Genomic DNA, 11,450 nt, shown 5'->3' on the forward strand with positions numbered 1-11,450 from the left:
TTTGATATTCTAGAATAAATATCTAGAAATATCAATCAAGATAATACCATTTATACGCATTATTTTAAATAGTACGTTATTAGTAATTTTAATAGCAATACAGTAATAAAATATTAAGTTCTCAGGTGTGCGTATGAAATCATCTCTTGAGTGGTAGACATTTACATGGTCCTTTTTTCCTTCGCGATGCTCTTTTATCTCGTTTTCGAATATTCATTTTGTTTCCAAACACCTAGTCAGAAGAGCTTATTTTGCTGGCGTGCCGACAATGTCGCCTTTTCAACGTCAGTTGGCGAGATGCGCATTCCGCCCTTGCGAAATAATAGTCACAATAGTACAATATTCGTGAAGGTGATGGTATGGGAGATTCGAAGCGGGGGCGAGAGTTGCAATTTGCCAACCTGGTTCGGTCTTACCGAAAAAATCACATCGGAAAGGGACCGGAGAAAATTAAAATCACGTTTTCCGGAAATTGGGCCATCGCTCACATGAGCGGCAACCTAAGTCCGGTAGAACGGTTTATCGCCAGCTCCGAACAAGGGCGGATGATGATTTGGCAGGCGCGCACTCACATGATAAAGGAGTTGTACAGTCAAACGCGGCCGAAGGAGATGGAAGAGCTCGTCGGGGCTAAGTTCGTCCAACTGTTCACAGACATTAACGTAGAAAAAGACGAGACCGTCTCCGTGTTTGTCTTTGACCGGCCGATTGACGGCAGCGATACAATGCACACCATCTAAGGAAGCAAAGGGAAAGCAACGGATGGTTGACAGTACATAAGTGCTGATGGATTAACCACCTTCTTTTCACGCATGATCGCATAGCGGGGATAAGGTGGTTTTTTCTTTACCGCAAAACGATCATCTCGTAAACACCCTGCTGTACCTTTAAAAAATAATAGGAGAGGGTTAGGACAATGAGTAAAGTTAAGAATCGTTGGTTGATTGCGTTGTCAGCAATCGCTATCCACTTGTCAATCGGTTCCGTATACGCTTACAGTGTGTATCAAAATCCGCTGTCTGACCAATTGGGATGGGACACGACAGACGTATCCCTCGCCTTTACGATTGCGATCTTCATGTTGGGCACATCGGCGGCTTTTTTAGGTCGATTAGTTGAGAAATACGGACCGCGTCGATCTGCGCTGGTCGCAGCGGCTTTCTTCGGGATAGGAACACTCGGCGCCGGTTTTTCGGTATCCCTCGCATCGTACCCTCTGTTTTTGTTCTTTTACGGATTTATTGGCGGTATCGGATTAGGCATCGGTTACATCTCTCCGGTCTCGACTCTCGTAAAGTGGTTTCCCGACCGCAGAGGCTTGGCTACGGGGATGGCGGTTCTCGGGTTTGGCGCCGGTTCTTTAATCACGGGTCCCATTGCCGGCTGGCTGCTCATTGAAACGAGTATTCCCAATACGTTTTACATTTTGGGGTTTGTGTACTTGATCTTAATGGTATCAGGGGCCACTTACCTGGAAAAACCTGCGGACGGTTGGATGCCCAAGGGGATGAAGAGCAAAGGAACTTCTGGCACACCGGTTGTCGAAGATCTAGCACAGTTGACAGCAAACGAGGCGGTGAAGACAGCGCGTTTTTGGATGCTGTGGCTGATGATGTTTATTAACATCTCAGCGGGCATTATGCTGCTCGCCGTCGCCTCTCCGATGGCGCAAGAAATTACGGGGATGTCTGCCATCACCGCGGCTAGCGTCGTCGGCTTGCTAGGCCTCTTTAACGGCCTTGGACGGATCGGGTGGGCGTCGTTGTCCGATTACATCGGCCGGCCGAATGTGTACATCGCCTTTTTCGTCATACAAGTCACAGCGTTCTTCTTGTTGCCAAACATTACGAGTCAAGTGGTATTCCCGATATTGCTGTACATCATCATCACCTGTTACGGCGGCGGGTTTGCTTCCCTCCCCGCCTTTATTGGCGACCTGTTCGGAACGAAACAGCTCGGCGCCATTCACGGCTACTTGTTGACATCGTGGTCGATGGCGGGAGTGGTCGGACCGATGGTCGTCTCATACATTTACGATACGACACAAAGTTACACGACGACTTTTACTATTTTTAACGTTTTGCTCGTCATCGCTTTAGTCACATCTTTGGCCATGCGCTTGAATATTAAGAAAATAAGGGAGAAGCAGGGAGTGTCCGATGTACAGAAGCCGTTAACGACATAAGTACGGAGTGATGGTCAATGGGTCGAAAGCAAACGGCCTCAAGGCACATTGTCAAATACAGGATGATGAAGGGGGCGGAAGCAGAAGATGACGTCGCGGTCGAATATCCGCTGACCATTGTGTTGAACGGGGAAGAATGGGCGACGGTCGTTTGCACGCCGTCGGATTTGGAGGACATGGTGTTAGGATTTCTCGCGGCAGAAGGTATCGTTCGCTTTCCCGCTCAGATTCAGTCTCTCACCATCGATGAGCCGGGCGGTTTCGCCTACGTGGAAACAGAGCAGAGACAGTCGGTACCCAAAGGGGATGTGATGAAGCGATTGATCGGATCTTGCTGCGGCAAGAGCCGGCACATTTACTTTCTGAACGATGCCAAAACAGCGAAAACGGTGGCGACTTCGCTGCACATACCGGCAGAAGACTGTTTTCGGTTCATGAATCGGCTGCACGAGATGTCAGCGTCTTTCCGACAGACGGGCGGTGTCCACAATGCCGCCCTGTTTAGCCCAACGGATGTGGTGGTCGCGCGGACAGATATCGGCCGGCACAACGCCCTCGACAAAATTTACGGCTATTGCTTGAAGCACCGCATCCCGGTCGACGACAAACTGATTGTGTTCAGCGGACGCGTGTCGTCGGAAGTGCTGTTAAAAATTTCGAAGATCGGGGTGGGGATTTTGTTGTCAAAGTCAGCTCCGACAGATTTAGCCATCGACTTGGCCGATGAGTTAAATGTGACGGTTGTCGGGTTCATCCGCGGCAACAGCTTTAACGTGTACACACACCCGCACCGCATTAAAGGATTAAATTTCAAAGGAGGCAGATCCCAACATGGGCACAGACACGATATCGCTCACAGTTGACGGGGTTGAACTGCATGCGCGTGAAGGGCAAAATTTATTGGAGCTGATGCGTGAACGCAACATCGAGGTTCCCCACGTCTGTTACCACCCGAGTCTAGGCCCGATCGAAACGTGCGACACGTGCATCGTCCAAGTAGACGGCGAGTTAGTCCGGGCTTGCGGGACAGAGGTCCGAGCGGGGATGACCGTGGAAACGACGTTGCACGAAGTGAAAGCAGCACAAAGAGAAGCGATGGACACGATATTGACGAACCACCAACTGTACTGCACTGTTTGCGACCACAACAACGGGACGTGTGATATCCATAACACCGTGAAGGCGCTCGGCATTGAACACCAGAGCGAACCGTTCAAGCCCAAACCTTACGCCGTCGACGCGACCAACCCTTTTTACCGTTACGACCCCGACCAGTGCATCTTGTGCGGCCGCTGTGTCGAAGTGTGTCAGGACGTGCAAGTGAACGAAACCCTTTCTATCGACTGGTCCCTTGAGCAACCGCGGGTCATATGGGATGACGGGGTTTCGATCAATGAATCGTCGTGTGTGTCTTGCGGCCAGTGTGTCACCGTTTGCCCGTGCAACGCCTTAATGGAGAAGTCGATGCTCGGGGAAGCAGGCCATTTGACAGGTATCGAACCAGAGACCATCAGGGGTATGATCGAGCTGACGAAAAAGGTGGAGACGGGGTACGGATCGCTCATGTCCGTATCAGACGCGGAAGCGGCCATGCGCGAACACCGCATCAAAAAGACGAAGACAGTGTGCACCTACTGTGGTGTCGGGTGCAGCTTCCACGTGTGGACGAAAGGTCGGAAAGTCTTGAAAGTCGAGCCGCATCCCGAATCGCCTGCCAATGGCATCTCTACGTGTGTAAAGGGCAAGTTCGGCTGGGATTTCGTGAACAGCGAGGAAAGGCTGACAAAACCGTTAATTCGGGAAGGTGATCACTTTCGCGAAGCAGAATGGGAGGAAGCGCTCCAACTCATTGCTGATCGACTGACGGAAATAAAAGAAACGGACGGGCCAGACGCCACTGCGTTCATTTCCTCGTCCAAGTGCACCAATGAAGAATCGTATTTAATGCAGAAGTTTGCCCGGGCCGTCATCGGTACGAACAACATTGACAACTGTTCGCGTTACTGCCAGTCCCCGGCGACACAGGGGCTGTTTCGAACGGTCGGATACGGCGGGGATTCTGGCTCCATCCGTGACATTGCCACTGCGGACCTCGTCATCGTCATCGGTTCCAATACGGCTGAGTCCCATCCTGTGTTGGCCACACGGGTGAAACGGGCGCAGAAGCTGAACGGGCAGAAGCTCATCGTCGCCGATCTGCGCCGCCACGAAATGGCGGAGCGGGCAGACATTTTCTTGCATCCGCGGGCAGGTTCCGATCTCGTCTGGCTTTCCGCCGTGACGAAGTACATCATCGACAAAGGGTGGCATGACACTCGCTTTCTGGAAGAACGGGTGAACGGTTTTGAGGAATACGTCGCTTCACTCGAACCGTTTACTTTGGAGTACGCCGAAGAAGTGACGGGAATTCCGAGGGCGACCCTCATCCGCGTGGCCGAAGCGATTCGCGATGCGGACACAACGTGTGTGCTGTGGGCGATGGGCGTCACGCAACAGCAGGGCGGAAGCAACACGAGTACGGCCATTTCCAACTTGCTGCTCGTGACGGGGAATTACGGCCGCCCGGGAACGGGAGCGTATCCCTTGCGGGGGCACAACAACGTTCAAGGTGCGAGCGACTTTGGCAGCATGCCGAACAACTTTCCAGGTTACGAGTCGGTCACAGACGACGCCGTCCGGGCCCGCTACGAACAGGCGTGGGGCGTTGAGCTGCCGAAAGAGCCGGGAATGAACAACCACAACATGGTCAACGCCATTCACGACGGAAAGTTAAAGGCGCTGTACATTATCGGGGAAGACATGGGCATTGTCGATTCCAACATCAACTACGTCCAGGCCGCGTTTGAAAAGCTGGACTTCTTTGTCGTACAGGATATTTTCCTGACGAAGACCGCTGAGTATGCCGACGTCGTGTTGCCGGGAAGCCCCAGCCTGGAAAAAGAAGGGACATTTACCAACACGGAAAGGCGCATCCAGCGTTTGTATCGAGCTCTTGAACCTTTAGGGGATTCGAAGCCGGATTGGATGATATTGCGCGATCTGGCGAATGTCATGGGGGCCAACTGGCACTATGAGCACCCCAGCGAGATCATGGACGAAGCAGCAAAACTCGCCCCGCTTTTTGCCGGCGTCACCTACGAACGCCTGGAGGGGTACAACAGCTTGCAATGGCCGGTGACAGAAGACGGGAAAGATTCCCCGCTGCTGTACACGGAGCGCTTCAACTTCCCGGACGGAAAAGCCCGGCTTTATCCGCTGGAGTGGATTGAACCGGACGGCACCGATGACGAGTACGACTTACACGTGAACAACGGCCGACTGTTAGAGCACTTCCACGAAGGAAACATGACGTACAAGGTGGAAGGCATCCGCGCCAAAACGCCACAGGCGTTTGTGGAAGTCTCACCGGAGCTGGCAAAGGAACGCGGCTTGAAAGACGGGACGCTCGTGCGCCTTCAGTCTCGGTACGGAGCAGTGAAGGTTCGCGCCTTCATTACGGATCGCGTCAAAGGACATGAGCTGTACCTCCCGATGAACGATGCCGGGGAGGCCGCCGTCAACCGCCTGACTGGCAGCAAGACGGATGTAGAGACGAATACACCGGCCTACAAAGACGTTGCCGTGAAGATGGACGTGTTAGAAACAGAAGGAGAGTCGCCGCTGCCTCGCGTCAACCACCGCTTTGGCAACCGTCAGCCGCAAATCGGTGTACAAGTGGAGAAAAAGTGGGAGCGCACCGATTACCGTTTTCCCGGCGGTTCTGTTAAAAAGGATGTGACGTACAGTGGCTAGACCGATCAACCGCATCAAACGGCTTCCAGAATCTGAAGACGTGCGCAAACAGCGTGATCTAGAGGACATTGTGCAGGCGCTGTCCCGCCACAAAACGGCGGTACTGGAGACGATTGAACTCGTGCAAGGATTGTACGATCGGGGGATTTTGCCGCTTTTAAACAGTTTAGTGGCAGAAGGGGACAAAGTGTTGGCCATTGCGGTGAAAGAACTGAACAGGCCGCAAAACGCACGCATTCTGGAAAATTTTGTTCAGCTTGCCCTGCTGGTAGGCTCTTTGGATCTTGAGCGGTTAAAGCCGATGTTGGACAGTGTGAATGCCGGTTTGCAGGAGGCGGCGACAGGAAAAGCGTCGGAAAACCGGGAGAGCCTCATATCCCTGTTTAAAGCACTGCGCGACCCGGACGTGCAGCGCGCCCTCTCTGTCCTCATCAGCTTTTTAAAAGGGATGGGGAGTGAGGGAGACAGGACGTCGTCTGGATGGGACGGGCTTTAATGCGACAAATTTTATGGAGGAGTGATGAATAGTGGGACAATCCATTCCTGAGATCGCACTTCACGACGGGCTAACCTTGCCTGTGATCGGTCTCGGCACGTACAACCTTAGAGGGAACGAAGGAGTCAACGCCATCACGAGTGCTATAGACTCAGGTTACCGGCTCATCGACACAGCGTACAACTATGAAAACGAAGGAGCGGTAGGGGAGGCTGTTCGGCGCAGTTCTGTACCGAGAGAAAAATTGCGCATTACGTCCAAGTTACCAGGTCGGTATCATGCGTATGACAAAGCCGTTCAGGCTGTTCAAGAATCTTTGTTTCGGGCAAATTTAGATTACTACGATGTGTATTTGATCCATTGGCCGAACCCTAAGCAAGATCTGTACGTGGAAGCCTGGCAAGCGTTAATTGATGCTAGAAAGTGGGGCTACGTCCGCTCGATCGGGGTTTCTAACTTCCTGCCTGAACACATCGAACGCCTGGAAAAGGAAACGGGCGTTAAACCTAGCATCAACCAAATTGAATTGCACCCGTTTTTTAATCAAGAACCTTTAAGGACATGGCACAGGGAGCGTGACATTCAGATCGAATCTTGGAGTCCGCTAGCGCGGGCAAGGGAAATTCTACAAAATCGCACACTTCAACACATCGCCCGGCGCCATGACAAATCGATTTCACAAGTTATTTTACGCTGGCATTATCAACTTGGCGCCATTTCGATTCCTAAATCGTCGTCTCCCAAACGACAGCTTGAAAACTTGTCGATATTCGATTTTTCGCTGAACGAAACAGAAATGAGGGAAATATCGGATTTAACGCGTCCGGATGGCAGAATTAACAATCAAGATCCAGCGACGTACGAAGAGTTTTAAGTCGCTTTGAGCGTGTGAAGAAGCGCATCGCTTCACGTACAAGCGGTGCGCTTCTTTCTGTACGCCCAGCATGGGCGTCATCTATAGGGTGAAAGTCCCGAACGGGGGCTGGCGAGCGCCTACCGTAGTCAAAGGCAAGGGTGTCCGTCGCGAGGCGGAATCTGAAGGAAGCCGGAGACAAACGCACGGGTCAAGGTACACGAACTGGATTTGAGGCAGGATTAGTTGGATGAGTTGCCAGAACACAACGAAATCCAAAGCCGCCAAGGGCTCATCCTGTAAACTCCAGTGATCGCGGGCGGAAAGATGACGCTCTTATCTGGGGAGGCCTGCGGAACACGCGAAGTAACATCGTAACCGCAGTCGAGAGGCTGCGCTGAATCCGCAGGAGTCAGCAGAGGCCATAGTACGCAAGTACGGGGCGCCGGAAAGCGGAAGGGCCGAACCGAAAGGAGAGAGGAAACCGATGCGTTCGAGAGAAGAGCGCAGACAGCAGAATATCCCGCAAGGGAGCTGCCAACAGAGAGCAGCGGTGAAGCCGCGAGGGTATGTTGGAGCGCCGAGCTCTTCTCCGGCACAAGTCGCCCCTTCCTCTCGCGAAGACCATAACGACTTGCTGGACAGGATGCTTGAGAGAGAAAATCTCTTGCTCGCATACAAGCGAGTGGTCCGAAACGGAGGAGCGCCCGGAGTGGACGGAGTAACGGTAGCTGAACTGCAGGCTTACCTGAACACACACTGGGCACAGGTGAAAGCAGAGCTCCTAGCGGGAACCTACAAACCCGCGCCAGTCAAACGGGTGGAAATCCCCAAACCTGGAGGCGGCGTGAGGCTTCTAGGGATCCCGAACGCGATGGACCGGCTCCTCCAGCAAGCCCTGCTGCAAGTGATGCATCCGATCTTCGATGCTCACTTCTCATGGGACAGCTACGGCTTCCGACCAGGGAAGCGAGCCCATGATGCGGTCCTTCAAGCCCAGCGCTATATCCAGAGTGGATACAGATGGGTTGTGGACTTGGACTTAGAGAAGTGCTTTGACCGAGTAAACCACGACATGCTCATGGGGAGGGTAGCAAGAAGGGAGCAGGACAAGCGAGACCTGAAACTCATCCGGGTGTACCTCAACGCCGGAGTCATGGTCAACGGAGTATGCCAACGGACAGAGGAAGGGACGCCGCAAGGCGGACCGCTGAGTCCGCTTCTGGCCAACATCTTGTTGGACGACCTGGACAAAGAACGAAAGAAACGCGGGTTGCAATTCGCACGTTATGCGGACGATTGTAACATCTTTGTCGCTAGCAAGCGCGCAGGGGAACGCGTCATGGAATCGGTGATTCGCTTTGTAGAGGGAAAGCTGAAACTGAAAGTGAACCGAGACAAAAGTGCGGTAGACCGCCCCTGGAACCGGAAATTCCTAGGGTTCAGTTTTCTGCCGGACAAACAAGCAACGATTCGGTTAGCCCCGAAGACCGTCTCCCGATTCAAAGATAGAATACGTGAGATGACGAGTCGTTCACGGGCGATCTCCATGGAAGAGCGAATTAAACGGCTCAACCGCTACATCATCGGTTGGGTCAGGTACTTTCGACTGGCATCGATGAAGACGCACTGTGAAAGATTCGACCAATGGATTCGGCGCAGACTGAGGATGTGCCTATGGAAACAATGGAAACGGGTCAGAACCCGTCTTCGTGAACTTAGGGCCCTTGGCGTACCAGAATGGGCCTGCTTCATGATGGCCAATTCCCGCCGAGGACCATGGGAAATGTCCCGGAACACAAACAATGCCCTTCCGACTTCCTACTGGGAAGCGAAAGGGCTGAAGAGTATGCTTTTTCGTTATATGGAACTTCGTCAACCTTTTGGAACCGCCTAGTGCGGACCCGCATGCTAGGTGGTGTGAGAGGACGGGGGCTAGCCGCCCCCTCCTACTCGATTTCTCAAAGCTTTTCACTGTTCAGATGGCTGAAACTCGCGGGAAACGGACAAATGCTGTATACTTACTCTATCTTGAATATACGCGCCTAAGTAACTGAGCACCAGCCCAGAAAGACAACACCAAGTTGTTTCTACGAATCAGCGATTGAGAGAGTGTCATTGTCGGTGGCACAAAGCTTCTTGGGACTATCTTCAAACGGTCGTGAGGTGACGTTATGGTTCGCAGAGGAGTGTTTTGGATCGTTCTCATCGCCGCAATCATGCTGTTATGTTTGATCGTGCCTTTCACCGCGTTAAGCGGTGTCGATGCTTGGTACGGGAGTTTTCTGTTCTGGGTTGTCGCCACGTTGGCGGTCATTGTCATCAATGTTGTCATCACCGGGAGTTGGAGGGAGTAACGTGAGTGCGACTTACATTTGGTGGGGAGTAACGCTTTACACAGTCGCTGCCGGCATTGTCGCTTTATGGTCGAAGAGAGGGAAGTCACGCACGATGTCTGGCTACTTTTTGGGGAACCGCGCCATGGGCGGTTTTGTTTCGGCGTTGAGTTACAGCTCGACGACATACAGCGCCTTTATGTTAGTCGGGTTAGCAGGGCTTACGTATCAGGGCGGAGTCGGAGCGTTAGGCTTTGAGCTGCTCTACCTTTGCGGTGTGTCTTTAGTCGCCGTCTTCGGCCCGCGGTTCTGGCTGGCCGGGAAACGGTTCGGCTACATCACGCCGACGGAAATGCTGGGCGACCGGTATGACAGCAAGGCCGTATCACTCGTCACCGCTGTGTTCAGCTGTCTTTTTTTGATCCCGTACACAGCGGTTCAACTGGCCGGGGTCGGCTATTTGTTGCAAGGGATGACGAACGACGCCATTTCTTTTACGACCGGGACCGTCCTAGCGACGGTCTTGGCCATTGTGTTTTCCCTCACGGCAGGTTTGCGCTCCGTCGCCTGGACGGATGCGCTGCAGGCCGTGTTTATGGTTGTGACGGCTACGTCCGTCGTCCTCGTGGTGATTGACAGTTTGGGAGGATTTGGTTCGCTTTTTCACGCGATTCAAACGGAACACCCTGGCATGCTCACAGTGCCTGGAAACGGGTATTTCAGCTTTAGTACTTTTTTAGGGTTGACACTGCCGTGGATTTTCTTCAGCATCTCTAACCCGCAAGTGAGTCAGCGCCTCTTTACCGTCAAGTCGATGAAAGACTTGCGGCACATGCTCCTCGGCTTTCTCTGCTTTGGATTCATTTATACACTGGTTGCAGTGTTGTGGGGTTTTTTGGCTCTGACTCAGTTTCCAGATCTTCCGACCGCTGACTTGGCCACACCGAAACTCCTCGCCTCGAGCTTGGTGCCGACTGCATTAGGTGTGATTGTGATGATCGGCATTATGGCGGCAGCCATTTCAACGGTGGATTCCATTTTGTTGACGTTGTCTTCCGTTGTGGCGCGCGACGTGTACAGGCGATCCGACGAGGCGCAGCAGCTTTTGATCGGCAAGATTGTCATTCCCATCATCGCCGTCCTCGCTTTCTCGTTTGCCCAGCTGGAACTCAATCTGATCGCCGTGCTATCGGTTTCGGCTTCTGCCGGACTGTTGGTGATGGTGCCGGCCATCGTCGGAGCTTTCTTCTGGAAGCGCGGAACTGCGGCCGGAGTGATCGCCAGTACAACGGTCGGCGGGTTGCTCGTCATCGTTCTCGAGCTCTTTCAGCTAAAGTGGCTCGGGCAAGGGTCCGGTGTTTGGGGGTTGACCGTGTCATTAGTCCTTTATGTCGGCGTCAGTTTGCTGACACGCGCTCCAGAGGAGAAGGCGGCAGCGTTTTTGAGCTATGTCCGAAAGGCATTGCGGGAGAAGGGTGCGGTGTAAGCGAGATGGTTGCATACACGGTGTGATGTCGGCTTACACATAGGTAGTAAGAACAAAAGGAAGAAGGGGAAAGCCATGGGTCAATCGCCGATCACACCGTCGACAGACGAAGATAAACGCATTTACAAGTTGGAACAGTTGCGGGAAGCGGCACGTTTGGACGAGCGCGAAAGGCGGGAGGAACTGGAGGAAGAAAAGGAAGCTGTTAAAAACTTTTGGAAGGCCGTCCAAGCTGGAATTTTAATTGTGAGTGCGGTGGTGATAGCGTACTTCGTCTTCTTTTAAGACGCACTGTGGTAAAA

At 52.8% G+C, this 11,450-nt stretch carries 10 protein-coding genes; all 10 read left to right on the forward strand.

Going from position 1 to position 11,450, the window contains the following annotated elements:
* The first annotated feature begins 359 nt into the window (after positions 1 to 359).
* The gene (locus B0W44_RS05860) at positions 360 to 740 is read left to right on the forward strand and encodes a Na-translocating system protein MpsC family protein (protein ID WP_077719203.1); all 381 of its coding nucleotides are present in this window, start codon (positions 360 to 362) and stop codon (positions 738 to 740) included.
* Positions 741 to 916: 176 nt separating this feature from the next.
* Positions 917 to 2,185, forward strand: coding sequence for an L-lactate MFS transporter (locus B0W44_RS05865; protein WP_077719204.1), 1,269 nt, complete (start codon positions 917 to 919; stop codon positions 2,183 to 2,185).
* 17 nt (positions 2,186 to 2,202) lie between these two features.
* A complete protein-coding gene (fdhD, locus tag B0W44_RS05870; protein WP_077719205.1) occupies positions 2,203 to 3,048 on the forward strand; it encodes a formate dehydrogenase accessory sulfurtransferase FdhD in 846 nt (281 codons plus the stop codon).
* Positions 3,017 to 5,977 (forward strand): formate dehydrogenase subunit alpha, encoded by a 2,961-nt coding sequence (gene fdhF, locus B0W44_RS05875; RefSeq protein ID WP_077719206.1) that lies wholly within the window; start codon positions 3,017 to 3,019, stop codon positions 5,975 to 5,977. The genes fdhD and fdhF overlap by 32 nt, the downstream gene beginning before the upstream one ends.
* Positions 5,970 to 6,473, forward strand: coding sequence for a helical membrane plugin domain-containing protein (locus B0W44_RS05880; protein ID WP_077719207.1), 504 nt, complete (start codon positions 5,970 to 5,972; stop codon positions 6,471 to 6,473). The genes fdhF and B0W44_RS05880 overlap by 8 nt, the downstream gene beginning before the upstream one ends.
* A 31-nt stretch (positions 6,474 to 6,504) precedes the next feature.
* Positions 6,505 to 7,347: an aldo/keto reductase gene (locus B0W44_RS05885; RefSeq protein WP_077719208.1), complete on the forward strand. Its 843-nt coding sequence runs from the start codon at positions 6,505 to 6,507 to the stop codon at positions 7,345 to 7,347.
* 466 nt (positions 7,348 to 7,813) lie between these two features.
* Positions 7,814 to 9,223: a group II intron reverse transcriptase/maturase gene (gene ltrA / locus B0W44_RS05890; protein WP_077719209.1), complete on the forward strand. Its 1,410-nt coding sequence runs from the start codon at positions 7,814 to 7,816 to the stop codon at positions 9,221 to 9,223.
* Between the two features lie 277 nt (positions 9,224 to 9,500).
* Complete coding sequence (locus B0W44_RS05895; RefSeq protein ID WP_077719210.1) at positions 9,501 to 9,683, forward strand: hypothetical protein; 183 nt, start codon at positions 9,501 to 9,503, stop codon at positions 9,681 to 9,683.
* 1 nt (position 9,684) lies between these two features.
* Positions 9,685 to 11,148 carry a sodium:solute symporter family protein gene (locus B0W44_RS05900; protein ID WP_077719211.1) on the forward strand — a complete coding sequence of 488 codons (1,464 nt, stop codon included), beginning with the start codon at positions 9,685 to 9,687 and terminating at the stop codon, positions 11,146 to 11,148.
* A gap of 75 nt (positions 11,149 to 11,223) precedes the next feature.
* The gene (locus B0W44_RS05905; protein WP_077719213.1) at positions 11,224 to 11,433 is read left to right on the forward strand and encodes a hypothetical protein; all 210 of its coding nucleotides are present in this window, start codon (positions 11,224 to 11,226) and stop codon (positions 11,431 to 11,433) included.
* Positions 11,434 to 11,450: the final 17 nt, after the last annotated feature.

The sequence above is a fragment of the Novibacillus thermophilus genome, assembly GCF_002005165.1.
GTDB lineage: Bacteria > Bacillota > Bacilli > Thermoactinomycetales > Novibacillaceae > Novibacillus > Novibacillus thermophilus.

Bases quoted from the DNA above. Each gene is read 5' to 3' on its own strand.
- fdhF (WP_077719206.1), top strand. From the start codon at position 3,017: ATGGGCACAGACACGATATCGCTCACAGTTGACGGGGTTGAACTGCAT.
- ltrA (WP_077719209.1), top strand. From the start codon at position 7,814: ATGCGTTCGAGAGAAGAGCGCAGACAGCAGAATATCCCGCAAGGGAGC.
- B0W44_RS05860 (WP_077719203.1), top strand. From the start codon at position 360: ATGGGAGATTCGAAGCGGGGGCGAGAGTTGCAATTTGCCAACCTGGTT.
- B0W44_RS05905 (WP_077719213.1), top strand. From the start codon at position 11,224: ATGGGTCAATCGCCGATCACACCGTCGACAGACGAAGATAAACGCATT.
- B0W44_RS05895 (WP_077719210.1), top strand. From the start codon at position 9,501: ATGGTTCGCAGAGGAGTGTTTTGGATCGTTCTCATCGCCGCAATCATG.
- B0W44_RS05865 (WP_077719204.1), top strand. From the start codon at position 917: ATGAGTAAAGTTAAGAATCGTTGGTTGATTGCGTTGTCAGCAATCGCT.
- fdhD (WP_077719205.1), top strand. From the start codon at position 2,203: ATGGGTCGAAAGCAAACGGCCTCAAGGCACATTGTCAAATACAGGATG.